The sequence below is a fragment of the Syntrophotalea carbinolica DSM 2380 genome, from assembly GCF_000012885.1.
Lineage (GTDB): Bacteria > Desulfobacterota > Desulfuromonadia > Desulfuromonadales > Syntrophotaleaceae > Syntrophotalea > Syntrophotalea carbinolica.
On the sequence record NC_007498.2, the window covers coordinates 3258854 to 3284546 of the forward strand.

At 53.9% G+C, this 25693-nt stretch carries 22 protein-coding genes; 11 read left to right on the forward strand and 11 right to left on the reverse strand.

Features of this window, described 5'->3' with window-relative positions:
- Window positions 1–176: 176 nt before the first annotated feature.
- From PCAR_RS15150 to PCAR_RS15175, 6 genes are all read right to left on the reverse strand, one after another.
- Entirely contained in the window at window positions 177–2390 is a 2214-nt protein-coding gene (locus PCAR_RS15150) for an ATP-dependent helicase (protein WP_011342573.1), read from the reverse strand.
- Window positions 2383–4188, reverse strand: a complete 1806-nt coding sequence (locus tag PCAR_RS15155) for a chloride channel protein (protein WP_245523295.1) — start codon at window positions 4186–4188, stop codon at window positions 2383–2385. Before PCAR_RS15155 ends, PCAR_RS15150 begins: the two co-directional genes overlap by 8 nt.
- A 250-nt stretch (window positions 4189–4438) precedes the next feature.
- Window positions 4439–5626, reverse strand: coding sequence for an FprA family A-type flavoprotein (locus PCAR_RS15160; RefSeq protein WP_011342575.1), 1188 nt, complete (start codon window positions 5624–5626; stop codon window positions 4439–4441).
- A 176-nt stretch (window positions 5627–5802) separates the two neighbouring features.
- On the reverse strand, window positions 5803–5964 hold the full coding sequence (rd, locus tag PCAR_RS15165; protein WP_011342576.1) for a rubredoxin: 162 nt from the start codon (window positions 5962–5964) through the stop codon (window positions 5803–5805).
- 86 nt (window positions 5965–6050) lie between these two features.
- Complete coding sequence (gene rbr / locus PCAR_RS15170; protein WP_011342577.1) at window positions 6051–6587, reverse strand: rubrerythrin; 537 nt, start codon at window positions 6585–6587, stop codon at window positions 6051–6053.
- Between the two features lie 72 nt (window positions 6588–6659).
- Complete coding sequence (locus PCAR_RS15175; RefSeq protein ID WP_011342578.1) at window positions 6660–7100, reverse strand: Fur family transcriptional regulator; 441 nt, start codon at window positions 7098–7100, stop codon at window positions 6660–6662.
- A gap of 354 nt (window positions 7101–7454) precedes the next feature.
- Here PCAR_RS15175 and PCAR_RS18090 point away from each other — a divergent pair, with 354 nt between their 5' ends.
- Window positions 7455–7769, forward strand: a complete 315-nt coding sequence (locus PCAR_RS18090; protein WP_011342579.1) for a cupin domain-containing protein — start codon at window positions 7455–7457, stop codon at window positions 7767–7769.
- Window positions 7770–7862: 93 nt separating this feature from the next.
- Here PCAR_RS18090 and PCAR_RS15185 read toward each other — a convergent pair whose 3' ends face one another.
- Both PCAR_RS15185 and PCAR_RS15190 read right to left on the reverse strand, forming a co-directional pair.
- Window positions 7863–8210, reverse strand: a complete 348-nt coding sequence (locus PCAR_RS15185) for a DUF3024 domain-containing protein (protein WP_041531413.1) — start codon at window positions 8208–8210, stop codon at window positions 7863–7865.
- A gap of 61 nt (window positions 8211–8271) precedes the next feature.
- Window positions 8272–8958: a hypothetical protein gene (locus tag PCAR_RS15190; RefSeq protein WP_011342581.1), complete on the reverse strand. Its 687-nt coding sequence runs from the start codon at window positions 8956–8958 to the stop codon at window positions 8272–8274.
- Between the two features lie 400 nt (window positions 8959–9358).
- On the opposite strand from PCAR_RS15190, the gene PCAR_RS15195 reads away from it, so the two are divergent.
- On the forward strand, window positions 9359–10672 hold the full coding sequence (locus PCAR_RS15195) for a CDP-alcohol phosphatidyltransferase family protein (protein ID WP_011342582.1): 1314 nt from the start codon (window positions 9359–9361) through the stop codon (window positions 10670–10672).
- A gap of 92 nt (window positions 10673–10764) precedes the next feature.
- Here the strand turns inward: PCAR_RS15195 and PCAR_RS15200 are convergent, their stop codons facing one another.
- A complete protein-coding gene (locus tag PCAR_RS15200; RefSeq protein WP_011342583.1) occupies window positions 10765–12399 on the reverse strand; it encodes an autotransporter outer membrane beta-barrel domain-containing protein in 1635 nt (544 codons plus the stop codon).
- Window positions 12400–12853: 454 nt separating this feature from the next.
- Here PCAR_RS15200 and PCAR_RS15205 point away from each other — a divergent pair, with 454 nt between their 5' ends.
- On the forward strand, window positions 12854–13903 hold the full coding sequence (locus PCAR_RS15205) for a class I fructose-bisphosphate aldolase (RefSeq protein ID WP_011342584.1): 1050 nt from the start codon (window positions 12854–12856) through the stop codon (window positions 13901–13903).
- A gap of 48 nt (window positions 13904–13951) precedes the next feature.
- Here PCAR_RS15205 and PCAR_RS15210 read toward each other — a convergent pair whose 3' ends face one another.
- Window positions 13952–14611: an HNH endonuclease gene (locus PCAR_RS15210; protein WP_158447435.1), complete on the reverse strand. Its 660-nt coding sequence runs from the start codon at window positions 14609–14611 to the stop codon at window positions 13952–13954.
- Between the two features lie 252 nt (window positions 14612–14863).
- A complete protein-coding gene (locus tag PCAR_RS15215) occupies window positions 14864–15064 on the reverse strand; it encodes a cold-shock protein (protein ID WP_011342586.1) in 201 nt (66 codons plus the stop codon).
- A gap of 636 nt (window positions 15065–15700) precedes the next feature.
- On the opposite strand from PCAR_RS15215, the gene PCAR_RS15220 reads away from it, so the two are divergent.
- The 8 genes from PCAR_RS15220 to tssB all read left to right on the forward strand — a co-directional run bounded on the left by PCAR_RS15220 (window position 15701) and on the right by tssB (window position 25677).
- Window positions 15701–16276 (forward strand): type VI secretion system-associated FHA domain protein, encoded by a 576-nt coding sequence (locus PCAR_RS15220; RefSeq protein WP_011342587.1) that lies wholly within the window; start codon window positions 15701–15703, stop codon window positions 16274–16276.
- A complete protein-coding gene (tssJ, locus tag PCAR_RS15225) occupies window positions 16276–16740 on the forward strand; it encodes a type VI secretion system lipoprotein TssJ (RefSeq protein ID WP_011342588.1) in 465 nt (154 codons plus the stop codon). The genes PCAR_RS15220 and tssJ overlap by 1 nt, the downstream gene beginning before the upstream one ends.
- Window positions 16741–16861: 121 nt before the next feature.
- The gene (tssK, locus tag PCAR_RS15230; protein ID WP_011342589.1) at window positions 16862–18190 is read left to right on the forward strand and encodes a type VI secretion system baseplate subunit TssK; all 1329 of its coding nucleotides are present in this window, start codon (window positions 16862–16864) and stop codon (window positions 18188–18190) included.
- Window positions 18191–18195: 5 nt separating this feature from the next.
- On the forward strand, window positions 18196–18921 hold the full coding sequence (icmH, locus tag PCAR_RS15235; RefSeq protein WP_011342590.1) for a type IVB secretion system protein IcmH/DotU: 726 nt from the start codon (window positions 18196–18198) through the stop codon (window positions 18919–18921).
- 33 nt (window positions 18922–18954) lie between these two features.
- The gene (gene tssM, locus PCAR_RS15240) at window positions 18955–22542 is read left to right on the forward strand and encodes a type VI secretion system membrane subunit TssM (RefSeq protein ID WP_011342591.1); all 3588 of its coding nucleotides are present in this window, start codon (window positions 18955–18957) and stop codon (window positions 22540–22542) included.
- A gap of 11 nt (window positions 22543–22553) precedes the next feature.
- A complete protein-coding gene (gene tagF / locus PCAR_RS18095) occupies window positions 22554–23567 on the forward strand; it encodes a type VI secretion system-associated protein TagF (protein WP_011342592.1) in 1014 nt (337 codons plus the stop codon).
- Window positions 23564–25090 carry a type VI secretion system protein TssA gene (gene tssA / locus PCAR_RS15250; RefSeq protein WP_011342593.1) on the forward strand — a complete coding sequence of 509 codons (1527 nt, stop codon included), beginning with the start codon at window positions 23564–23566 and terminating at the stop codon, window positions 25088–25090. The genes tagF and tssA overlap by 4 nt, the downstream gene beginning before the upstream one ends.
- A gap of 59 nt (window positions 25091–25149) precedes the next feature.
- Window positions 25150–25677, forward strand: a complete 528-nt coding sequence (gene tssB / locus PCAR_RS15255; RefSeq protein WP_011342594.1) for a type VI secretion system contractile sheath small subunit — start codon at window positions 25150–25152, stop codon at window positions 25675–25677.
- Window positions 25678–25693 lie beyond the last annotated feature (16 nt).

Consider the following 25693-nt stretch of genomic DNA (forward strand, 5'->3'; position numbering starts at 1 on the left):
GCCGCACTTAACAAGTAAGATTTTTCACATGAATTAAAAGAATTGACATGATAACAAATAATCATAATTTTTTCATTACAAAAAAACACTGTTATAGTCAGAATTCAAACGGCAGGCATGCCAGAATCGCTTCAGGGAGGGGCCATCACAGGGGAAAGGCAGAGCTAACGGACCATTCAGGCCGGCTCGAGGCCGGCAAATTTGACCAGCAGTTTTTTCAAACCCACGCCGGGGAACTGAACGATGACTTTCTGCTGATCACCGTTGCCTTCCAGACGACGCACGACGCCGACGCCGAATTTAACGTGACGCACATGCAACCCGACCCGCAAGCCCTCTTCGGCTTCGGGCACCACTTGCACATCCTCAAAAAAATCCTCGCTCTCCTCGAAGGGGGTCGGTTCGATTTGCTCGAACACCGAGGCCAGGTTGTGGGTGGCCGGTTTCTGCAACGCGGGGGCCGGCTTGTCCCCCATCAGATGCGGCGGGATTTCAGCGAGAAAACGGCTGGGAGCGTTGTATTGGTAATCGCCGTAGATCCGGCGACGGCGGGCGTGGGTGAGATAGAGCTTCTGCATGGCACGGGTCATCCCGACGTAACACAGACGACGCTCCTCCTCGACATCGTCGCGCTCTCCGGCCGCGCGACCATGGGGGAAGATACCCTCCTCCATGCCGGTCATGAACACCACCGGAAACTCCAGCCCCTTGGCCGCATGCAGGGTCATGAGGGTCACCCGATCAAGGCGGGTATCGTAGGAGTCGAGGTCGGTGACCAGGGCCACCTGCTCGAGATACTCCTGCAGAGAGCTCTCCGTCGCCTGGTGCTCTTCCATGCCGGCCAGTAACTGTTCGAGGTTTTCCAGGCGCCCCTTGGCTTCTTTTCGTTCGCCCTCGGTCATGGCCGACTGGGCCTCTTCCCGCAGATTCGGCGCATAACCGCTTTCCTCGAGCAGATCGGCGGTCAACTGAGGGAACGGCACCTCTGTCATGCGTTGTGCAAAGCGCTCCATGAACGCGCTGAACGCGGCGACTTTCTTGGCCGCAGCGCCCTTGAGCACCCCCCGTTCCAGACACAGACGACAAGCCGCCAGAAACCCGCCGGCCTCTTCTTCGTGCTCGGCGATACGACCGGTGGTCACGGCGCCGATACCGCGCGACGGCACATTGACGATACGCCGGGCCGACAGGGAATCCGCCGGATTGGCCAGCGCTCTGAGATACGCCAGCACGTCCTTGATCTCCATGCGGGCATAAAACTTTACCCCGCCGACCATGACGTACGGCAGGCCCTCGCGCACCAGGGTTTCCTCCAGCACCCGGGACTGGGCATTGGTACGATAAAATACCGCCACATCGCGCAAATGACGTCCGGCATCGCGCAAGCGGGCGATTTCGGCAGCAACAAAACGCGCTTCCTCCAGATCGTCGGGCAAGGGTTCGAGGGTCAAAGGCTCGCCGGCCGGGTTATCGGTCCACAAGGTCTTGCCCTTGCGCCCGATATTGCAGGCCACCACCTCGCCGGCCGCTTCAAGAATCGTGGCGGAAGAACGATAGTGCTGTTCCAGTCGGATGACGCTGGCACCGGGAAAATCCCGCTCGAAATTGAGGATATTGCCGATTTCGGCACCGCGCCAGGCATAAATGGACTGATCGTCGTCCCCGACCACGCACAGATGGCGCCCGTCGTCGGCCAACGCCTTGACCATGGCGTACTGCACCTGGTTGGTGTCCTGAAATTCATCGACCAGCAGATGCGCAAACCGTCGGCGATAAGCGTCGCGGATATGCGAATACTCGCGGAACAGACGCACCGTCTGCAGCAGCAGATCGCCGAAATCGAGGGCGTTGGCCTGCTGCAAACGCTTCTGATAAAGCTCATACACGCGAGCCACCTGCTCGCCACGATGATCCCCGGGGATATACTCCTCGGGCAGCAGACCGCGATTTTTGGCCTGATCGATGGCGGTGGCCACGGCTCGCGGCTTGAGGTCTTTTTCGGTGATACGCAGCTGGGCCAGGCAATCCTTGATCAGGCGCTGCTGATCCTGGTCGTCGTAGATGGTAAAGTCACGGCCGTAGCCGAGCACCTCGCCGTCCCGCCGCAAAATGCGCGCACAGGCCGCATGGAAGGTGCTGATCCACAACCCATCGATGTTGCCCACCAGGCTCTGCAGACGTTCACGCATTTCGGCCGCGGCCTTGTTGGTGAAGGTCACCGCCAGCACCTGCCAGGGTTCGACCTGCTGTTGCTGGATCAGGTAGGCGATGCGATGGGTCAAGGTCCGGGTCTTGCCCGAACCGGCCCCGGCCAGGATAAGCAGCGGCCCGTCCTCATGCAGTACGGCCTGCCGCTGGCAGTCGTTGAGAGAGGTCAGCAGATCACTCATCGTCATCGTCCTCCATGGAGCGCACCATGAGGGCCCGGTTGTAGGCCGACACCATATCCCGCCGGCTGACAATACCGATCAGCTTGCGCCCGTTGCGCTCATCGACCACCGGCAACTGTTCGATGTTGCGATATCCGATCTTGCGCATGGCCTGGTCGAGGTTGTCCCCGGTACTGACGGTAACCACATCGAGAGTGGCCAACTCCTTGACCACCACCAGGTCGAACAGATCGCCTTCGAATACCACGCCCAGGAAGTCCTGCACCGAGATAATGCCGGTCAAGCCTCCATTGCGATTGATGAGAGGGAAATTGGTATGTTTGGTACTGGCAATAAACTGGTTGAATTGCCGCAACGTCATGTTTTCGGGAATCGACTCGGGATCGCGGGTCATAACGTCGCCGACCCGCAGGGACTTCATGATATTACGTTCTTTGCCCGCCTCCAGATTAATGCCGGCCCGGGACAGCTCGACGGTATCGAGGCTGTCTTTTTTGAGGTGCCGGCTGATGGCGGTACCGACCACGCAGCACAACATGATGGGAATGATGAGATCGTAGCTGCCGGTCATCTCGAACAACAGAAAAATAGCCGTCATTGGCGCATGGGTGGCGGCGGCCAGAAACGCCCCCATTCCCACCAGGGCGTAGGGACCGGTGGCCGGCACCGTGCCGGGGAAAAGTATCTGCAACGCTTTGCCATACGCGCCGCCGGTCACGGCGCCGATGAACAGCGACGGTGCAAACATGCCGCCCGGCAACCCGGAACCGAGAGTCAGCGAAGTCGCCAGGGCCTTGGCCAGCACCAGGCAGCCCAACAACAACAGCACGCCCTCGCCCAGCAACACGTTTTCGATAAATTCGTAGCCGTTGCCGAACACCTGGGGGAAGAAGATGCCGATGATACCGACCAGGGCGCCCCCGACTATCGGTTTGACCAGGCGGTGCACCTTCAGGGCGGCGAGGCGATCGACGATACGGTAATGAGCGGTAGTGAAGCCTACCGCCAACACCCCGACCAGCATGCCGAGCACCAGATAAAAAGCCAGCTCCCAGGGATGCGCCAGCATGTGGACCGGAGCCCGCAAAGCCGGCATATTGCCCAGCAGGGCGCGGGAAACCACCGTTGCGATACCGCTCGATATGACGATGGAGGTAAAACTGGTCAGTTCAAAGGACGACAGCAGTACGATTTCGTGGGCGAAAAACACCCCGGCGATGGGCGCATTGAAAGTCGCGGCGATGCCCCCGGCAACCCCGCAAGCCACCAGCAGCTTCAGGCGCTCGCCACTGACCTTGAAAAGCTGGCCGACCTGACTGCCGATAGCACCGCCGATCTGGGCAATGGGGCCTTCCTGCCCGGCCGAACCGCCCGCGCCCAGCGTGATGGCGCTGGCCAGCCCGCGGGTCACAATGGTGCGACCGGGGATTTTGGCCCCCCGCAGGTTGACCCGCTCGAGAAAATGGGAAAAACCGAATCGCAGGTCCTTGGCAAAGAAAAGCCCGAAAGGGATCATCAACACCCCGGCGGTAACCGGAAACAGCACCGACCAGAACCGCGCGGCACTCCACTGTTCAAAGGATATGTGAAAGAATCGCACCCCCTGCTCTATCACCAGCAAATGGATCAGGTCGATGGTCTTTCGAAAGATGAAGTTCCCAAGCCCCGACATCACGCCCACGCCCAGTGCAAGCAGCGCCATGAAAGTATGCTCGCTGATCCCCAGACGGCTTAAAAAAGCCGGGACACGTTCCCTGATCCAATCGATAGCCTCTGAAGTAAGTACGCTGTGCGGCATGATACGACTCGTCGTGTGCAATTCAAAAAAGGAAACACCAACGCCCGATTCCCTCGTCCCGGGCGGGACCTGTGTTGCGGAACCGGGTGAGCCCCGAAATGGTCCGGGGCAAGACAAATTAACAGGGTATAGTAGAATGTTGAAACGGCTAAATCAACCTTCTTCCCTGAAAACCGCTTTTTTTTGCAGCATAAAACACAAAGGGCCACTCACGAAGAGCAGCCCTTTGACCGAATAACAGCCTTGAAAATCAATCTTTTTTTATAGCCTGCCCGACACGACGCCCGAAATCACGACAGGACTCCAGCGTTTCCCGCTCGGGAACGAACTCGACCCGAAGCGGCTCTTCGACCATCTCCAAAGACATGTCGGCCAGCATTTGATGCACCATCTTGGGTGCCTCGCCGCTCCAGCCGTAGGAACCGAAAGCCGCCCCCAACTTGTTCTTGGGTTTGAGACCTTTCAGATAGGTCAGGACATCGGCCAGTGTCGGGAAGATGCCGTTATTAAGCGTCGGCGAACCGACAATCAGAGCCTTGGCATCGAAGGCGGCGGTGATGATGTCGCTGCGATGCACGCTGCGGGCATGCATCGGCTGAGCCTTGACGCCAACTTCCCACAAACCGGCGACAATTTGCTCGGCCATGGCCTCGGTGCTGTGCCACATGGTATCGTAGATCACCAGGGCGCTGTCCTCGGGTTGCTGCTTGCACCATTCCACATAGGCATTGATGATTTTGGACGGATCCTGGCGCCAGATGATGCCATGGTCGGGACAGATCATCTTGATAGGCAGGTTCATACCCATCACCTTGTCCAGAAGCTTCTGAATCAGAGGTGCAAACGGCCAGAGGATATTGGCGAAATACTTTTTGGCGTGCCACATGATGGCCTCGCCGACTTCATCGTCAAAACGCTCCGGACCGGCATAGTGCTGACCGAAACCGTCGCTGGAAAAAAGAATCTGCTCCTCTTTAAGGTAGCTGAACATGCTGTCCGGCCAGTGAATCATGCGGGTTTCGAGAAACTGCAGGGTACGCTTGCCCAGACTCAGCTCCTGGCCGTCCGCCACTTCCTGCAGATTCAGCCCGGCAGGGAAATGCCGGCGCAGGTTTTTCAGCCCCATCTTAGAGCAGTAGATCGGCTTGTCCTTGCCGATAACCTCCATGACCGCCGGCAAACCTCCCGAATGGTCCATTTCGGTGTGATTGCTGATCACCACATCGATCTTGGCGGGATCGACGATCTGGGAAACCTTTTCCAGCAACTGCCCGGTGAATTCCTTTTTGACCGTATCGATCAAGGCGATTTTTTCGTCGACGATCAGATAAGCATTGTATGTGGAGCCAAGATCGGTCGAGTAACCATGAAAATCGCGTACATTCCAATCTATGGCACCGACTTCGTAAACGCCTTCGGCTAATTTTTTCGGTATCATATCCAGATAAATCCTTTCAAAACGGTCATTGCGACTTTCGGTGGTATAAAAAAAGACCCCCGAAAAGCGGTCCGTGTCGGATGTTGTTTGGCACCCGGTTTACCGCCGACTTCGGCAAAACCCGGTTAAATACGGTTCCGGCCGTCATAAACGAACCGGAACCATCTCGCAACATATCAGCCCTCTACCGAGAACATATCCTTGGCAGCACCGCACACAGGGCAGACCCAGTCCTCGGGGATATCCGCGAAAGCGGTCCCGGCGGCCACACCGTTGTCAGGGTCACCCACGGCAGGATCGTAAACATAGCCACAAATGTCACAGACATACTTTTCCATGAATTTCCTCCTAAAGGTAAAAGGGGCGGTCACAAACGAGACGACTTAAGGTCCTCCCGGATTCCCGGGAGGACCGGAAAGCACAATCAGAAGGTGTTGACCTCGATTTCAAAGAAGGCCTGAGGATGGTCGCAGACCGGACAGATATTGGAAGCCGCTTTGGCGGTCAGCAAGTGACCGCAATTGCGACATTTCCACAACTGCTCACTGTCGCGGGTAAAGACCGTGCCGGCTTCAATAGCCTTGACAATCCGCTCATAACGCTCCTGGTGAGCTTTTTCGATGCTGGCGATATTTTCAAACATACGCGCCAGATCGTCGAACCCTTCCTCTCGAGCCTCCTCGGCCATACGCGGATACATCTCGGTCCATTCTTCGTTTTCGCCGGCAGCGGCGGCCTTCAGATTATCCATGGTGCTGCCGATCCCCTGCAACGCTTTAAAATGCAGTTTAGCATGCTCTTTTTCGTTGTCTGCGGTTTCCTGAAAAATAGCAGCGATCTGCTGATAACCTTCTTTTTTGGCTACCGACGCAAAGTAGCTGTACTTGTTACGAGCCATGGACTCGCCGGCAAAAGCTTCCAACAGATTCTTTTCGGTTTTGGTTCCTTTCAATGCGGACATTTCATTCCCTCTCTTTTTGCATAGTAAGTAAAATTTCGTGCAGGTTTTTACAACCTGCGGCCCAAACTTGTATCAATTATCAACGTTTCTTCGGCATTGCCGACAATAACCTACCAGGGTCACCGCATAATCGATAATTTCAAACCCGTCATCGGTGATGCCGGGGGGCTCCAGAATCCCGAATCCCCGATCCTGATAATCGACCACCTTGCCGCAACCGAGACATACCATATGCGGATGCAGACTGGTGTCGGCGTCAAAATGCGCCTTGGAGGCACGGCTGTCGATTTTGCGCACCAGGCCAAGTCTCTCGAAAGTTTCCAGCACCCGGTAAACCGTCGTGCGGGACATGCCCGGCATTTGCTCCGTCAGATCGTCATACAACTGGTCGACGGTCGGATGGTCGCGGCGCGCCGTCAGCACACGCATGACCGCCAGACGTTGCGGCGTCAGGCTGACGCCTCGAGACCTGCACATATCCTTCAGTTCCTGTAATTTTTTTTCTTCAAACATGGCCACCTCGTCTCGATGTCTGGTAATTTATTGCACCCGGTATTTAATGTCAATATAAAATATTACCTTTTTCATCTTTTTTGTTATCTTTTTAGTATACGCTTGGATTTACAGACCTTTTCCAAAACACGAAAAAATACCCAAACTTGATAAAGGTCAATCTTTTTCCATCAAATGCCATCTATGCTGATGATCACCGACAGCGAATTCGGCAACATTATCCATTGATACCCCATCGAGGAGGAGACCATGTTCTGCGAAAACAGGCGAGCCTCCTCCGGGCGGAGCGCACCCTCCGTGTCCCGCCCCATTGTTTCCGGCTTGCATGTTAACTATCAACAAAAGGACCCCGCCATGAACATTATGTCTCTCGATGCGGCGCCCCAGGTGCCGGTTCCCTTCGACGCCCGCGTCATGCACAGCGACGGCCCTGTCGAAGTGATTCACATTCTGCTGCAGCCCGGCGAGGGCGTACCGCCCCACGACAACCCGTTCGACGTGCTGTTTTATGTCCTGGAAGGCTGCGGCGAACTGACGATCGAAGACCAGGTTCGGTCGGTGGCCGCCGACAACCTGATTGCCATCCCCACCGGCACCCAGCGCGGCTGGAAAAATACCGGCAGCGACCCGGTGCGCCTGCTGGTCATCAAATTGCTGGGCGCAAACTAAACCTGTCGCCAGTGCCTGGCTCATACAAGAAAAGCCCGCGAATTGCGGGCTTTTCGTTTCTTAATTCGGTATTAAACGGACAGGCTGAAGGATCTACCCCCAGAAGGCCCCGATGGTATCCTGCTCGACGATCCGCAACAGGGCTTCGATATCCCGTTGCGGCGTAGAGGCTGCATAGCGTTGCCACTGGGCGTCCCGGCCAGCACAGTAAAGATTCCACAGGCCGTTACGGGCGCTCTTTTTGAAGCGCGCTATTCGGGTCGATATCCAGCTATCCGGATCGTTGTGGAGGGGGCGGCTTTCGAACAATTCCACGCTATCGCCCCGCACCCGGAACTCGACACGAATCTTGTCGCGCCAATGCCCCGGCACCCGCTTGTCGCAGAAATCACCGAAAAGCTTTTCGATCCTTTTGACTTCAAACTCCGAAAGTTCCACCATACCTCCTTGTCATGCCAGAAACTCCAGCCTTGCAAATCCGGGCCCACATAAGCCATGGAGCCTATTTGGCAACCGGCATCAACACATCGATCAACTGCCCCATGGCGCCGATCTGCGGTGCGGCGGCATCGGCGGCCCAGCTGTTTCCGCAACCAGGTCCGTCCATCAGAGCTTCGGCCAGGATTTTATTTTCCCCCAGCAACGCCTGTTGTTTATCGGTCAGAACATGTTCCCCCCAGGCGAGACCCTGGCGGGTATGCAGATCCGCTGCATGCAGATGTTGTCCCGTAGTCTGCCAGATTTCATTCGTCCAGGCAGTCTGCGCCAACTGCTGATAATGAGCGGCGAGAGCCAGATGCGTAAGGTACGCCACTTCCGACAGTTGCAGCATGTCAGGCGATGGCTTGCCCAGGTTGCGCGCCAGAGTATCGAGAGCGATGATGGCATCGACCAGTTTATCCAGAGCCGGTTCCGTTGCTCGGGATCGCTCCAGCTGGACAAATGCCCGTACCGTATGCAGCGCGGCTACCGCTGCCTCTGTTTTGTTTTCATCGACATACATCGCGGCTTGACGCAGGCGATACTCCGGCTCCCCTATCAGGGCAAACAGGGTATCATTCGAAACCGTAAGCACCGACTCCATGGGGGAGCCGGCTGCCATCGCTACCTCGCCCTTTGGCGTAATCCCCATCAGGGGCATAACGCCAACGATGAGGATGGCCGCTACCCAGATCACTTGTCGTTTCATGATTCCTATCCCTCTCCCCTCGTTCGAAAAACCTATCTTCTTTATTTTAACGCGAAGATCTCCACCCGGCCAAGCTCCTTGAGGGCTCCACTAAAACCGAAGACGATGCTCCCGCCGGGCGGCCTTCAACAACCTCGGCACCATCGTCCGTTGCGAAAAGACCCGCGTTCCCGCTCCGTTTTAAGGTTGACATGGGGCCTAGGGTCGGATAATCAAAGACACACAGCGGCCTTCAACGGATTTAAGATAATTTTTATTTTCATCCCCGGACCCGCTCTGAAGAATGGTATAAGTAAGTCCTGGCTGAATCCGGACCCCTTATTGCCGACTTGCGTCCGAACCAGGAACGGACCAAGCACCTTTTTCACATGGGAAACTAACCCCACCAACACAAGGCGCCATGATACCCTACAGCTCTATATTGACCGAAATCGCCCTCCCCGTTTTTATCATGCTGGGACTGGAGCGCTTCGCCGTCTACTATTTCCTTCGCACTCCCCGGCAGATCGCCTGGGTGCAGCGGCACCGCTGGCTGCATCCCAACGCCATCAGCCGGGCACGCTATCCCATGGGATTCGTGTCGGCATTGCTGCTGCACATGGGTTATGCCCATCTATGCTTTTTGTTCTTCACCTTCTGGATGATCACCGACATTACCGACGGCGACATCGCGCGCAGATGTGACCTGTACACCGAAGAGGGCGCCACCATCGACCCCCTCTCCGACAAACTCATGTACGCGCCCATGCTGATGTATCTCGCCTGGCAGGGACCGCTGAGCCCCTTATTGGTGGGGCTGTTCCTGGCGTTTGACATTACCGGACAGGTTTCGCGACGGTTTATCACGGTCAAGTCCGCCAACCTGTTCGGCAAGGCCAAGACCTTTATGGTCGTGGTCCTGTTGATCGTTGTGGGCCTTGAGTGGATCTATGGCCCGTTACCGCTTTTGGGCCGTTCCATTTATCCGCTGTTGGCGATGTGCACCGGGCTGGCGTTTTGCTCCACCTTCTTCAAGGTCATCCCCAACTACTGGTATGCCAACATTCTCAGCATCCTCAATCTGGTCTGCGGCCTTGCCGGTTGCTGGGTGGTGCTCACCGGACATCCGCCGGTTTACGCTCTGGGCCTGGTATTCCTCGGCCAGTTTCTCGACCTGTTCGATGGCCGGGCCGCCGAACGTTGGGGCTCCACCCCACAGGGAGAACTTTTCGACGACGTGGCGGATGGCACCAGTTTCGGCCTGACTGTCGGGCTGATCGTCATGGTCGCCTTTTCAAAACTCTGGATCGGCCTGCTCATCGGGGGGGCCTACCTGGCGGCGGTCATCTACCGGCTGATCCGCTTCGTTGTCGAAAAGCGCAAGGAAGGCGTACTTGGCGGCGTGGCGACCTTCTCCGGATTGCCGTCGCCGGCCGGAGCCCTGATGGCCGGCACCTCCTGCGTGTTGATCAGCAATCAACTGGCCAACGGCATCATCGTCATCATCACCGCCCTGCTGATGATCTCCCGTGTGAGCTATCCCCACTTCGGCCGTGCGGTTCTGCCCAGAATTCCCAAAATCGTCAAAGTCCTGGTTCTCGGCGGATTTTTGTTCATGCTGGCCCTGGGCGTGCGCCGCGATCAGTACCTGGCGCCGCTGCTTATCTCCTTTGTAGCGGATGCGATTTACCTGATTTCACCGCTATTCAGTAGAGCCTCCCGCAAAGCTGCCTGATCGGCCGATACGCTCCATACGCATGATAGCGTAAAAAAAGCCCCGCCACTCTGAACCATGGCGGGGCTTTTCGTTCTTAAATTACAGCCGACCTACAAAGGCACACGCAGCGACAAACTGCCTCCCAAACCTTCATAGTCGCTATTACCGAAATAATATCCGCCGCTCATTTCCAGGGAAACGGCACGGTAATCAACATCGAACTTCAATTCGATTTTGCCGAGATCCGAGTCGTAGTCATAAAGATCCATCGGCATGGAAGCAGTGGCCACGTCTACCAAGGTGGTTTTTACATTATCCGTACTCTGTCCGAAGCGCTTTCTGTATTCAACAAGCAATGCCGAACCGAGCCCCCATACCTCATCGTGAAAAAGGTCGACCTTACCCTCCAAGGAAAAGATGCCATAGGTTGAATTAGCTTCAAGTACGCTATAACGAAGTGCGCCAACACCTTTTTCCTTATAACTATCCACCCGAGTCTGAATGTGCTCTACCCCAATTTTCGGGTAGAGGCCAATGCGATCGGTTAGAGGCAGAACCGTACCGATTCGCGCATTAACCCCGTACTGGTAGCCATCGGACTCGCCGACATTCCCATTCCTCTCAAGCTCAACATCCTCCAGAAAGCTATAATTAGCCACCAGATCCAGCCACAATTCGTGTCCCGCAAGTGCAGGCAAAGCGATACGCCCAAAAGCCGTAATGCCAAAACTCTCATACTCGCCCTTTAAACCGCTATCATATTTCGAGCGGTTGCCTGCATCATGATAACTAAATGCGGCACCGCACAATGTCCCCGTCGCTACCTCATGGGTATACCCCACCATCACCGCGTTATCCCAGCTGCGGAAGCTGCGTCCTTCATCCGAATTCCCTCGTTCGATACTCTTGCTGTCAAAACTGACAAACAAACCTGTTTCGCCCTCGTCGAGACTCCCCGAAACCATATCGATATCATTTCTGAGCGTATCGGCCATGGCGATATGTTGGAATTGCACAGGCGATCCCGCCGGCCCGACAATCTCGAAGATAAAAGCCGCCAGATTGGCTGCATAGTTCGTAAAATTGTTGCTTCCAGACAAATAATGGTCAAGCGGAATGGTAGAGTAGTAAACATTTCCGCCCCCGAGGCTATAATAGAAATCGACAACCTCTGTGGCATCGGTGCGGGTCAAAACGATCACACTGCCTGCCGGCAAAGAACTGGCAAGGGCGTAGCCATGGCTGGAATAGCCGCCGCCATCGAGGGAGTCGGCATCGATAATCCCGCCGGGCCCCGACAGGAGCGAACCAGTAGCCCCCGGCCCCAGCTCGATAGAAGCACCGTCGGTAAAATCACGGAAAAACGCTACATCACCAGCACCTGGAATGACGGCAGCGGCATCGGTGACGTAGCGGTCGTGAAACATCAAAACCCCGCCGCTCTGGACATAGCCAGAAATAGCATCGAGGTTATTCGTTAGTTCGGTAGCATAACCACCGTTACTTGGATTAAGAATCCAAACGACGTCGTATCCGGCAAGGTCGGCCGCAGAAAGCCCCCCGAGCTGTACCGGCGTATGTCCAGCCGCCAGAATCGGCATCTCGGCGTTCGTATTCGCAGGATTACTCAGATTATAATAAGCAACAGTTTGAGCCCCTGCCTGAGTCGCATTAAAGACGCTCAAAAACGCCAACATCGCAACCAGACCCCAAAACCCCCTAAAACAACAACCGTTAAAGCGCATAACTCCTCCTGAAAAATTCTCATCGCCCAAAAGTCAAACATTTGACTCAGGTGGAAACAAATATATGCACTTATTTTTATTAAGAAGGTAACAAGTTGTCAAGAATATTTCCATTATATAGCCGGGCATTTCCTCTGGTTATCGATCCGGAACCATACGATGAACAGCCCGAACTGGAGGCACATGAGGCTTACATCCTAAAAAGATGCGATTCATCCTTGCCCGCGTGGCATAACCTGCAGCTACGGCAACCAAAATAAAATCATAAAACCGACATAGACCAGCGTTTCTTGACGATGGGCTCTGCCGTGGTACGGTTGAAGTCACACCTACCCGGTCAAAGATCCTGGATCCATGTCTCTCCGTACAGCTGTAACGCCTAAGGCACAAACGGTCTGCGGAAACCATGTCAGCCGGGATCCCCCTTCACACACACTACCAGGAGACACATGCCATGATCGACCGTATTGCCGAATTATTGGGAGAAGAAAGCCAACTGCTGGATTATGCATGCACAGGTATCGAGCGGCAGCGACTCCACTTGCCGGGAAGCGATTTCATCGACCGGGTATTGCTCCCCTCCGACCGCTCACCGACCACCCTGCGCAACCTGGGGCTGCTGTTTAATACAGGCCGGCTGGCCGGCACCGGCTATCTGTCGATTCTGCCGGTGGATCAGGGCGTGGAGCATTCCGGCGGCGCTTCCTTTGCGCCCAATCCCGATTATTTCGATCCGGAAAAAATCGTCGAGCTGGCCATTGAAGGTGGCTGCAATGGTGTCGCCTCCACCGCCGGCGTATTGGGCGCGGTGGCCCGCAAATACGCCCACCGGATTCCCTTCATCCTCAAGATCAACCACAACGAACTGCTGACCTATCCCAATATGTTCGACCAGGCGCTCTTCTCCAGCGTGGAGCGGGCCTTCGATATGGGGGCGGTCGGTATCGGCGCGACCATCTATTTCGGCTCCCTGGAATCCCACCGTCAGATTGTTGAGATCGCACCACTTTTCCAACGGGCCCACGAGCTGGGCATGTTCACGGTGCTATGGTGCTACCTGCGCAACCCCGCCTTCAAGGGCGACAGGGATTATCATGCCTCCGCCGACCTGACGGGGCAGGCCAACCATCTGGGCGTGACTCTGCAGGCCGATATCATCAAGCAGAAACAGCCCGAGTGCAACGGCGGGTATACCGCCATCGAGTTCGGCAAAACCCACAAACGCATCTACGGCGATCTGGTGCCGGACCATCCCATCGAATGGACCCGCTATCAGGTTGCCAACTGTTATATGGGACGGGCTGGACTTATCAATTCGGGAGGAGCGTCCAAAGGCACGGACGATCTGGCCCAGGCGGTACGCACCGCGGTCATCAACAAACGGGCCGGGGGAACGGGGCTGATCAGTGGCCGCAAGGCCTTTCAGAAGCCGATGAAACAGGGGGTGGAACTGCTGAACGCCATTCAGGACGTGTACCTGTGCCCGGAGGTGACCATCGCCTGACCAGCGTACAAGCCGCAACCGAAAAAAACCAGGAGGCCGGGCCGGTGACTAAGCCTGGCCGCCCGACGTCTCCTTCGGCTCTTCGGGTGGGGCGTCGCCCCCCTGACTTGGCGTTGGCTGGTTGGAAGGTGGGCCGTTCACTTTAGGTTGGGGATACTGTTTCTTCAACGCGGCTTCAGACTGGTAGAGGGCAAGTTCCAACTCATAGGCATTTCTGGCCGTGGGACAACCTTCGACAAAGGCTTCCGGCGGGTGTCCATGTTTCTCAACATAGAGGGTTTTCGCCAAATCCCTGCATGGCGGTTCCAGCATTTCCAGCCATTGCATAAAGGAGCGTTTGCCCTTTTTGATGTTACAGGGCCCGCAACACAACACCACATTCCTTATGGAATGCTCGCCCCCCTTGTCCAGGGGATCCATGTGGTCGATATGAACCGGCGATTCGTTGAAGGGGTCGGGGATCACATCGTCAAATCGGGTGCCGCAGTAGGGACAGAAATCCCTCTCGTCCTGCAGCGTGGCGTGGAAGTGTTCCGGCGCAGCGTAATGCCGCCAGTACTTTCCATACACAATTTTCAGCTTCCTGATGCAGGACTGTTCTCTAGCCAGAGCCGCCCGGTGCTTTTGCTCAACCTTCCTTAAATGGCAGGCCTGGCAATAACGCCCCTTGGGATTAGGAGCGCCGCTGATATCCACAAATTTTTCCACGGACAGTGTTCTGCTGCAGCAATGACATTTTTTGGTCTTTGGCATGGCGGCACCGTGGTCACGAGAAACCCCGACTTTTCATTTCAAGCATAGCACGCCAAACGGTTCTCAAGGCCACCCCTGGCATTCTCAACCCGCCTTCGGCGGAAGCTTCGAGTTCTTGCTGCTCACCATATTAATAAAGCCCACCCGGTTACCGGGTGGGCTTTATTAGTGCCTTGAATATAAAAAAGAGGCAATGTTGCTGCCTTTTTATTGTTTCTGCACATTCGCGGCCTGCGGCCCCTTGGGCCCATCGACCACATCGAAACTTACGCGATCCCCTTCCACCAGGGATTTGAAACCCTCTCCTTGAATAGCAGAAAAGTGGACGAATACATCCGGCCCATTGTCCTGCTCAATAAATCCAAAACCTTTGGCATCATTAAACCATTTCACTGTTCCTTCAGCCATTCCCGTGTCTCCTTTTACTTTCTTGTCAAAATCACCTGGGTTGAGCACGTCATACATATGAACTACACAACCTCCGAAAAAAACCTCACTCTATTTTTAATAGACATCGGCCATTAGTCAATGCACCGAATGAAAAATTTTTACAGAAAATGTCTTACAGCCATCAGAGCAAGGCCTCACGTCCCAGACGCAACCGCAGAATTTTAAGCAGGATCAACACCGGCAGCGAGGCATACAGCGCAAACTATGTTCAGCCCTGCGCCGAATCTTTGGGGGATGCCTGCAGCGCGCGGAACCCCAGGCCCAGCTCTGCGAAAATGCCGATCAGAATGAAGTTGGCCAAAAACCGCCTTGTTCAAATGTAGGCTGCCAATAAGAGAGGCATTTTAGAACACACCATTGGCGTATACAGGCATGGAAACATCTCGCCGCCCAAAACAGCCCGCCGCCTTGGCGAAAGATGAAACGGGTCCCAACACTCTGCTAAAAATTTGATCGCATTAATTTTAACCTTGACAAAACGCCCCCCGCTGAACTAAATAAACGTTTTATAATTTAAGATAATTATAATTATTTATTGCCAAATCTGCGGCCTCACCTCCAATGTGGTAAAGCCCTTAACCTTGGGAGGGCACTATGTCAAACGCTGCTACAGCAGCTACCCCACTTCCGACCTGCGACGGCCAAGCATGCAAAACAACAGCAACCTCATCGCAGATCATCCTGGCCGGCATGATCAAGCTGCTGGATGGACAACGCCGCTTTGCCGAAGAACTGGGCCTCCCTTATGCCCATGTTTTCCATGAGGAATGCCAAGAGTTCAGAAACAAAAACCCCGAGCTTGTTTTACGCGAATGGCTACGGGACAAGATCGAGGGACCCGAAAAATTCCGCCAACTGATTAATGACCTGGTTGAGCATAATCTTGCCTTATGTGCCGCCCTCGATGGCGTGGCTCTGGAATCGATAGCACGCTTAAGCCCCTCAAACATCAAAACCGGATGTATCAACATCTTTGGCTGGCGGCCATTTGCCTGGTTCAAATTCCGGCGGCTCCATAAAGCTTACACTACCAACGATTACTTACGCCATCACGAGTTGGTAGTAAGAGGATTTGCCAAGGCTTATTGCACGCACCGGAAGTCCCTGCGAAACGCAACTCAGCCATGTTGCCCCCTACCCAAGGCCCAGACAAATAAGGAAAAAACATAATGCCTCAGTTCTCTTTTATGCGCTGGTTTGTGACCATCCCCTTTTGCATCATGCTTTGTGCCTGCTCCACTCCGCAGGTAAAAATGAATCTATCTTCCACGGCCAATCTTAATTTAAACAGCGCAAAAGAACCGCTGCCGGTTGTGGTGCGCATCTACCAACTGAGCGACCCAAAAGTCTTTGAGAACGCCACATTTAACGAACTATGGAAAAACGACCTGGCAGTGCTTGGAAACAGTCTGTTGCGAAAAGACATTCTAACCCTTGATCCAGCTTCCCAGCAGAAGTTTCGTTTTGAGCGGCATGAGCAAACCCGTTTTGTGGCCCTGATGGCCGCTTTTAATAAACAGCCGAATGATTCGTGGCGGGTCGTTAAAAAAGTTAACGGCTCCTTTCTCGGGATAAAAGTTTCCACAAAAATCAAAGCCATCCTTAAAAACAATATCATCGAACTGGAGGACTGAACGAACCAACGCGCAGATGCAAAGCATCAGGCTGCATAAAATCGCTCAACTCTCCAAATAGATCGTTTGTTAAGCCATTTCTATCATTCCCTCACGAATGAAAAACAAGGTGACCCTAACTATGAGTAAAATCGTTTGGGCCGAGGGCGTGTTTCTGAGCCAGCAGCATTTTCAGGCTTGGGACAAGCAACTGGAGAACTCTCAGCAACTTCGACAATTTCTGCTTAACCCCTTTTCCTGGGGAATCATGTCCCTATCCATCGACCATGAAGCCCTGAAATTGGGCCGTTTCCAGCTGCTCGAAGCCTCGTGCATATTTCAGGATGCTCGCATGGTGCACTATCAGAGCTCAGTACATGCGCCCTTGACCTGCGATCTGCACTCACCGGGCGGCGAGACCTTGGGTATTTACCTGGCATTACCCGCCAACAACCATGTGGATAGCATTTCCGGTTATCCCCAACGCAGCCAGATCAGTGGCTGGGTTGCCGATTATCAGGAAATAGAAGACAGCTTCGACGCCAGCCGCAAACGAGAAATCCTTTTAGCTCAGCCCAACCTGCACCTATTGAGTGACCAGGAAGCCCTCGGCCCTTTTTTAAGCATCAAAATAGCCGAGGTATTGCATGACGGAGACCAGCGCTACCGAGTTGTCGATAGCTACATCCCCCCTGTATGTCGCATATCGGGCTCTCCAGCGTTAGCACAGCGTCTGGAACGCATTGTCGAAACCTTGAACGCCAAACGCAAACTGATTGAAAAGGCCAGAGAAGGATGCGACGACGGAACGGCAGGGTTTGCCCGCAGCGACCCCAACAACCATGCCCTGCTTCAAAATCTCAACAGCAGACTGCCTCGTCTTAAACATCTTTTGAATAACCTTGACCTGCATCCAGAGCAGTTATATCGCCAGTTGTGTCAAGTGGCCGGTTCGTTCTGTACCTACCACAATACAGCCACCATCGACAGCATTCCTCTCTACCAGCATGAAGATCTGACACAGGTTTTCAGCCGCCTTGAAAAGCTGCTATCCCTTCTACTGGAGTTGAATAAAACTGTCAAAAATACCGCCTTAGTGCTCAGCAAAGAAACCGACCATCTGCTGTCATGCAAAGATATCCCAACAACCCTGTTCGGCAAGGAAACCTTCTTTATCGAGGCCCTGTTTGACGCCGAAGACCCAAACTGGATTGTCGATTTTGCACGACAGGTCAAAGTTACAGCCCGCGACAGCATAGAAACATGCGTAGCCTCGGCCCTGCCTGGCGTACGACTGGTACACACTCAGCGCCCACCGGCCAAATTGGCCACCCGCAGCGGCTGTGAATACTTCCGACTGGAACCCCGGGGGGATTTCTGGAACCAGATGATCGACGAAGGTTCCATGGCCATCTACCTTCCCTGCCCCTTCAATGCATCTGACATCAAAATCGTCACGGTGGAGGAATAGAAAATATGGCTAACGATTTATCCACGCCAGCATACAACCCAATATTGAGCTGCAGTGAAGCACTCTTTTCGCTAATAGCCCCCATACAGGATGACCAGAAGGCATCTTCCCTGGGTACCGATTTTAAAGAACAGATCCTGGCCGCTTTTACCAGCATGGAAAAAGCGGCATTTGAGCAGCAGATCGGTATGGTCGAATTCAAAGATGCCAAATATGCACTGGCCGCGTATGTCGACGAAATGGTTTTAAACTCTACCTGGCCGGGGCATCTGGAGTGGATGTCTCGCCCTTTGCAACTGGAATTTTTTGGCGAACATACGGCGGGTGAAGGCTTCTTCACCCGGCTTGCCAATCTGCGTCAGGGAGGCGAGGACAACCTCCATCTACTGGAACTCTACTATTACTGTCTACAGCTTGGATTTGAAGGGGTTTACAAAATCAAGGGCGTGGAACACCTGATGGCTTTACAGGTCGATTTACGAAGCCAGATAGACGGTTACCGCGGACCAGTAAACTCCAAGATTTCCCCCGAAGGCCTACCCGGTCACGTCCTCATCAACCAGGTCAGACGTCATGTCCCTTACTGGGTCATCGCGGTGGTCACCATCGCCACGGTTTTCTTCACATACATGGGCTACGCTTTTGTTTCGAGCCATGTCGCCGAAGCCAGTGTGGCCAAGGTCACCAAAGACAAAGACAGCATTCTGAAATTACCGGAAGCCCCATATTGACCCCTTCCACATCCTTCGACAGGACAGATCACCATGCAAAATATTCTGATTTTCCTTCAGGCTTATCTTTTCGGGCGGCTAGGCTCCCGAATCCTTGGGCTGATGCTAATCCTGTCACTGATCTGGTGGGCCGGCCCCTACGTAGGCATCGATGATACCTCGTTGCGTATTTATCTCATCCTTGGAACCTTAACTCTGTTTTTCGGCATCTGGTTGGTACGCAAAAGCATCGCTAAACGGCGTGGCAATCAATTCAGACAAGACCTCGACTCTCAGACAGGCCAGGACCAATCACGCCAATTGGAAATTGAAGAGCTCAAGGCCAAGATGAACCAGGCCGTCGCCTCGTTAAAATCTTCCGAACTTGGAAGTCACCGTCGTGGCAATGCCGCCTTGTACGCCCTGCCCTGGTTCATGATCATTGGCCCTTCGGCAGCCGGGAAAACCACCTTACTGCGCAACTCCGGGCTGCATTTCCCCTATGCCAACGGCGAAGACATCGACATACGAGGCTTTGGTGGCACTCGCAATTGCGACTGGTGGTTTTCCAACGAAGCGGTTTTGCTCGATACAGCCGGACGCTATACCACGGAGCAGGACGACCACGAAGAATGGTTGGCCTTTTTAAGTATGCTGCGCAAGCATCGCCGCCAGCAACCTCTGACTGGCGCTATTGTCGCCATCAGCCTATCGGACCTGCTAACAGCCGATACCCAGGAACTGGAGCGTCATGTCAAAATCATTCGTGATCGCATCAATGAATTAACCACTAAACTCGGATGTATTTTCCCTATTTATATCGTTTTCACCAAATGTGATCTTCTCTACGGTTTTTCTTCCTATTTTGCGGATCTGACTCCCAAGGAGAGGGAACAAGTCTGGGGCAGTTGGCTGGGGCACGAAAAGGATAGCAACATCTGCCAGGCCTTTATCCGCAGAATGGAAACTCTACACCATCGCCTATGCGAGTTGCGGTTGCAGAAACTCTCCATGGTCCGGAACATGCGCGCCAAAAGCGAACTTTTTGATTTCCCCTCCCAGTTCGAGGCTGCTAAAGATCGTCTTGTCGCATTCATTTCGCGACTAACTGAAGCAAACCCCTACCAGGACACCCCTCACTTTTGCGGCATCTATCTGACCAGCGCCACCCAGGAAGGTACCCCCCTGCAGAAAATCCTTGGCAATATACGCCAGGCCTTTGGTTATGTGGATGAAGACCAATCCTCAGAACAGGCAGAAACTAAAAGCTTTTTTGTAAAGGATTTTTTCAAAGAGGTTGTTTTTCCCAATGCCAATGATGTCAGTCGAACAAAAAAGCAGGGCATACTGCACCGCGCTCTGAAAACCGCCTGCATCATAACATCCCTGGCTGTCATCACAGGCTGTTTCCTGCTACTCAGCACGACTCTGACCATGAATACCTTGCTGCTTAAAAAAGGAACCGACACCTCGGAGCATCTGGCGCAGGAAGCGCAAACGAAAAACAACGGCGTGAATCAGGACTTTAAGGCATTGACACAGGTTCTGGCACACTACCGCACCCTTATGAATTACGAAAAACACCTGCCGCTGTCTTATACCTTAGGAATCTACGAGGGGGACAAACAATTGCCGGCGATCCGCTCTATTCTGCTTAACGCTTTTAAACGGATCTTTTTCAAACCGGCAATCAAAGATCTGGAGATGCGTCTGGTCAACTATTCCCAGGTATGGGCGGCGGCCGACCTGCAACGCCAGGATCAAATCCGCGACCCCTATTACAAAACGCTAAAATGCTACCTGATGCTCAGTACACCCAAACGGCTGGAGGCCGAGTTTGCCGCGCCAGTACTGCAGACCCTTATCCAGGAACGTTTGATGGGATTTGCCAAAGGGCAGTCTCTGGATAAGGACTCGCAACGACAGCTGTCCGAATTGATCCATCTCTATTTATCCCACATGCAGATTGACCAAAACCACCCCGATTATATGGAGACTGTTAAACTCGAAGCATCTCTGGTAACCGACGCGCAAAACCACCTCAAAGCCATACCGGATGCCGGCCGCCTTTACACACAAATCCTCAATAAGGGCAAATTAATAGCCCCTGCCCTCCACCTCAAGGACATGATCAAAGGGCCAGGACGAAGTGTTCTGGCCAGCTCCTTCACCATGCCTTTCATGTTTACCAGCAAAGGTTGGCACAATTATGTGCAGCCTGAAATCGACAACTTGGTCCATATCGCCTGTCAGGGAGATTGGGTCACCGGTTATCTCCCGGATAGTCTGTCCGATGCCAGCGGTACGAAAACCGACACCTCGGCAAATAATCCATTGGCGGTTCAACTCGAAACCGAGATCCGCGCCTTGTACTTTGCGGACTACGTTGACCATTGGTTCAGTCTGCTGGCTGAAATTCAATTGCCACCATTTCACTCCTTGGATGACGCTGCAAAGAAAATGCTGCTGCTGGCCCGCAATGACGGCCCCATCGCTGAACTGCTGCAAGTCGTCTCCAGAAATATCAACATTGGCCAAGCAAAAGGGAGCTTGGCAAGCGACGGCTCAGTGCAAAGTGCCTCGCTGGTCCAGGAACTGGAAAATCCTCTTCATGACCTGCGGAAACTGACCGATCCCGGCGACAAGATGAATACCAGCCTGCTCATCAACCAGTACCTGCTGGCCTTAACAGCGGCCCAGGCAGAAATCGAACAAATGGCGGCAGCCGTGGATGTGCCCCAGCAGTCATTTCAATACGCGTCGACCATCCTGGGCAGCAACGGCGTCACCAGTTCCGAGCTGTACAAATGCTGGCTATCCACCAACAGTCTGCTCAACGGTACCGACGTCCGCACCCGCAAGGTAGCTGAGCATTTGCTGTACAAACCGATCGCTGGAGCCTGGAAAGCCATCATTCAGCAGACACAGTCTTATGTACAAAACCAATGGAGCAGCACGGTTTTCCTGAATTACCAAGGGAAAATAGCCGGTAAATTCCCCTTTAGTAACAACGGTGCAGATGCCTCGCTTAATGATGTAGCGGACTTTTTCCGTCCCGAAGATGGTCTGATCTGGGCTTTTACAGACGATCAACTCAAACCCTTTCTGCGTAAAGAGCGTAATCGGTGGACCGAAAAAACCTGGCTTGGTACCGGTCTCGCTTTTGACAAAAGCCTGTTACGTTCTTTGGGACTGGCCTCGCGCATTACCTCTGGGATGTTTCGTCGCGGTCAGATTCAACCCGATGTTCACTTTTCCATCTATCCGATCCCCAGCCAGGGACTACGAGTCGTACGCTTCGAAACCAACGGTCAACAAATGATTTATCAGAACGAACCGCAGGAATGGAAAAGGTTCCAATGGCCGGGAGATGAAGACCAGAACAGCGCGTTCATCGGCTGCATCCCAAGCGGCAATCAATCCATGGTCAAAATCAAATTCTCCGGCGACTGGAGTCTTTTTCACCTGCTAAACAAAGCCAAAATTACGCAAAACCATAACCTGTACACCTTGGACTGGAAGCTGAAAACTGGCCAGAATAACGACGCCATAGTACACCTTAAACTTCGTCCCGATCGCCACAGCAATGTGTTTGCCCAAGGACTGTTCTCGCAGTTTCGACTGCCGAGCAACATTTTTTAATAGGAGCGGGCATGTTTGGGCTTTTTGACAAAACCCCTTCTAAGACCGCTGTTTCTGCACGCCTGCAGGCTGGTTGTTTCGGAAAGATGCCGATCCATTCGGATTTCATTCGCTACAACCTTGCAATCCGCGAAGCAAGCAACTTTGAAAAGTGGCTGCAGGAAGGCGTCAGCAATATTGCGCGCAAACATCCCAAGGGGTGGCCATCTGTATACAGGTCCTTCCCTATGCATCATTTTGTGTTGTCAGGAAATGAACACGAACGCAGCCTCATCGGTTGCCTGACCTCCAGTCGCGACAAAAGCGGGCGCATCTATCCTTTTTCCATCCTGGCAACCACCGCGAATGACGTTTATCACACCAATCGAGCCAGCCTGCCCTTGATTCACCGAACGTACTTCCAAAAAGCTGAAGCCTTGTTGAACTCTACAAAAGAGTTGTCCTCAGTTCCCGCGTTGCTTGAAAAGCTGGATGCATTAGGGACCGACATCCCCATGTATACGCCGCAAGAACTGGTTAAACAACAGATCCGGTTGCTCGAAACCATCCCTTTGAAAAACTATTGGTGCGGCCTGCAGGCACAGGTAACGGCACGAGAACAGTTCTGGTGCGCGTTCTATGACATCATGAAAACCGTGCAGAACCGTGGCCCAAGCCGCACCAACTGGGGGATACGAATCCCCATTCCGGCCGAAGATGATCAGACCCACTACGTGGTCTTCTGGGTTCAGATGATCGAAGCAATCCTTGAAGACCGTATCTGGCGTGCCCAATACTTCTGGAGCAAGGGAAACGCTGACCATCCGGCTTGCATAACACTCTTTTTCAAACCATTACCGCCCTCTTATCTTCTGCCGTTACTCAACCAGGAGCTGAACGACAACACCATCTTTGACCTCGGTTGCGAGTGGCCCACGTTACAAACCTTTACAAGCCGGGTGGATTTGCGGCGTCTACTGGAAAAAGACTCCATCCCGATGCTCGACGTGCTGTACCGAACCGGACGGAGGGAAATGCTTCTATGACCCCCCTCCCCCCAAAGCCAAACCCGGAATGGCTCCTCGACATCGCCAGGCCCCTGCAAGATAAAGTCTGCGGCGATGATCCCCGCTACCTGGACGCATTTCAGCGAATCAAGGAAGAAAGCGACAAGCTTAGGGATGTCGACTATGCCATGATCATGGCCACCTGCCGCGAGCTACTGGCCAAGGAGGCAAAAGATCTGCGCATTGCAGGATATTACCTTGTGGCCGCAGCCTACATCGAAGGACTGCCGGGGCTGCTGGACGGGCTGAAAATGTACCGGGTGCTGCTGCAAAACTTCTGGTGCGACTGCCATCCCCAAAGCGCGTCGGGGCGACGGGCTGCCCTCAATCTGCTGGCTAATCCGCGGCTGGTAGCATTTGCCGAACGTTCAGAGACGCCGGTCTCCCTCGAAATATTAGTCAACCTGCACCAGGAAATCGATGGTATCCACCTGTTTCTCACAGAAAAACTGGGAGAGGAAACACCCCGTCTCTCGCGCCTGGCACCTTGGGTCGAGGAGCGATTGCGGAGGCTTAAGCCCACAACACCGAAAGGAGATCCTCCCTCCCAGGCCACAGCACAACAACCGGCTCCCAGCGACACCACGGAATCTACCCAAGAGCTCAACTCCGAGCATGGAGTGGAATTCCTGACACGTCAGATTCACAAATACTTACTCAACTCCGGCGATTTTCTTCGGGCGTTGGCCTATTCCCGGGCGTTGCGATGGGGAAAACTGGCTCTTCCCCCCCACGACCAAGGGCGAACCCGCATTCCGGCACCGCGTGCCAGCGGCCTAACTCAACTCGAAAACACTCTGACTTGTGATTCACTGGATCAGGCCCTGACATGCAGTGAAAACCTGTTTTTTGAGCCGGGTTTCCAGTTGCTGTTTGATCTTCAATTCCACCTGTTCCAATACCTCGAGGCCAATCATCAACCGGATCTGGCCTGCTTCGTCCGGAATGCATTGCGCGCTCCTCTGGATCGACACCCGGAATTGCTGAATCTGCAATTTGATGACGGCCGCCCCTTTGCCGGCACCGAATGCCTTCTGTGGATTCAGCAATGGCAGACAAGCGGCGTCAACAGCCCAAGCCGAGGCCCCCTCAACGAGGGCCCCGATGAAATTTCGGTTAAGACACTGGTTGACGACGCCATGCAATTGGCAAAACGGAAGAAATTGCCAGAGGCCCTTCAGAACATTCAGAGCCTGCCCTGCCAAACCGAAAAACAGCGCATACAAAAACGTCTTGCAGAAGCCCGACTATGCCTGACAGCAGGTAAAGCCGACATGGCCGAAGTGGTCCTGGCAGACATGCAGCAATACATCCTGGCTCATCATCTGCCCCTCTGGGACCCCGCCCTGGCAGTTGCGGTGTTGCAGCAACGGCTCACCGTCTTGCAAGCTCTGGAAAAGGCTAGCCCTGGCGAAAGGAAACAGCACCTTACACAACAACGACATGAACTGCGGCAGTTACTCTGCAAAATCGATGTTATCTCTGCCGCTGCTTTCATCTGAACTGCCACCGTATTCAATGCATCGTAACCATCCATACACCGTGCATAAGGAGACAACCTATGAGCGACAGTTACCAAAAGGAAATCCCTAAGGCCCGTATCAATTTAGCGCTGGATGTTGAAACCGGGGGTCACCAGAAAAAGACGGAACTTCCCTTGAAAATGCTGGTGATGGGGGATTTCAGCAACGGCAAAACCAAGGGGAAAATAGCCGACCGACAGCGGATCAACATCAACAAGAACAATTTCGAATCGGTCATGGCCGATCTCGCTCCGAGTGTCCGCTTCGACGTACCGAATCTGTTGGCCAAGGACGGCAGCGATTTTTCCATCGATCTCGCCTTTCAGTCGATGAAGGATTTCCGCCCGGACAGCGTAGCGCATCAGATTCCCGAGATGCACAGCCTGATGGCGATGCGAAATCTGCTAAAGGATCTAAAATCGAACCTGCTGGACAACGCCAAGTTTCGCAAGAAGCTGGAAAAGATCGTCAGCAACCAGCCTCAACTGGAAGGTTTGAAGCAGCAATTGGAAAAGTTGCTGGATGATTCCAATGAAACGTCCAACCTGGAAATCCGCAGCTACTAAGAGCAGGAGACCCGAA

Coding starts and splice junctions, on each gene's coding strand:
- PCAR_RS15150 (WP_011342573.1), bottom strand. CDS start 2,390: ATGAGTGATCTGCTGACCTCTCTCAACGACTGCCAGCGGCAGGCCGTA.
- PCAR_RS15155 (WP_245523295.1), bottom strand. CDS start 4,188: ATGCCGCACAGCGTACTTACTTCAGAGGCTATCGATTGGATCAGGGAA.
- PCAR_RS15160 (WP_011342575.1), bottom strand. CDS start 5,626: ATGATACCGAAAAAATTAGCCGAAGGCGTTTACGAAGTCGGTGCCATA.
- rd (WP_011342576.1), bottom strand. CDS start 5,964: ATGGAAAAGTATGTCTGTGACATTTGTGGCTATGTTTACGATCCTGCC.
- rbr (WP_011342577.1), bottom strand. CDS start 6,587: ATGTCCGCATTGAAAGGAACCAAAACCGAAAAGAATCTGTTGGAAGCT.
- PCAR_RS15175 (WP_011342578.1), bottom strand. CDS start 7,100: ATGTTTGAAGAAAAAAAATTACAGGAACTGAAGGATATGTGCAGGTCT.
- PCAR_RS18090 (WP_011342579.1), top strand. CDS start 7,455: ATGAACATTATGTCTCTCGATGCGGCGCCCCAGGTGCCGGTTCCCTTC.
- PCAR_RS15185 (WP_041531413.1), bottom strand. CDS start 8,210: ATGGTGGAACTTTCGGAGTTTGAAGTCAAAAGGATCGAAAAGCTTTTC.
- PCAR_RS15190 (WP_011342581.1), bottom strand. CDS start 8,958: ATGAAACGACAAGTGATCTGGGTAGCGGCCATCCTCATCGTTGGCGTT.
- PCAR_RS15195 (WP_011342582.1), top strand. CDS start 9,359: ATGATACCCTACAGCTCTATATTGACCGAAATCGCCCTCCCCGTTTTT.
- PCAR_RS15200 (WP_011342583.1), bottom strand. CDS start 12,399: ATGCGCTTTAACGGTTGTTGTTTTAGGGGGTTTTGGGGTCTGGTTGCG.
- PCAR_RS15205 (WP_011342584.1), top strand. CDS start 12,854: ATGATCGACCGTATTGCCGAATTATTGGGAGAAGAAAGCCAACTGCTG.
- PCAR_RS15215 (WP_011342586.1), bottom strand. CDS start 15,064: ATGGCTGAAGGAACAGTGAAATGGTTTAATGATGCCAAAGGTTTTGGA.
- PCAR_RS15220 (WP_011342587.1), top strand. CDS start 15,701: ATGTCAAACGCTGCTACAGCAGCTACCCCACTTCCGACCTGCGACGGC.
- tssJ (WP_011342588.1), top strand. CDS start 16,276: ATGCCTCAGTTCTCTTTTATGCGCTGGTTTGTGACCATCCCCTTTTGC.
- tssK (WP_011342589.1), top strand. CDS start 16,862: ATGAGTAAAATCGTTTGGGCCGAGGGCGTGTTTCTGAGCCAGCAGCAT.
- icmH (WP_011342590.1), top strand. CDS start 18,196: ATGGCTAACGATTTATCCACGCCAGCATACAACCCAATATTGAGCTGC.
- tssM (WP_011342591.1), top strand. CDS start 18,955: ATGCAAAATATTCTGATTTTCCTTCAGGCTTATCTTTTCGGGCGGCTA.
- tagF (WP_011342592.1), top strand. CDS start 22,554: ATGTTTGGGCTTTTTGACAAAACCCCTTCTAAGACCGCTGTTTCTGCA.
- tssA (WP_011342593.1), top strand. CDS start 23,564: ATGACCCCCCTCCCCCCAAAGCCAAACCCGGAATGGCTCCTCGACATC.
- tssB (WP_011342594.1), top strand. CDS start 25,150: ATGAGCGACAGTTACCAAAAGGAAATCCCTAAGGCCCGTATCAATTTA.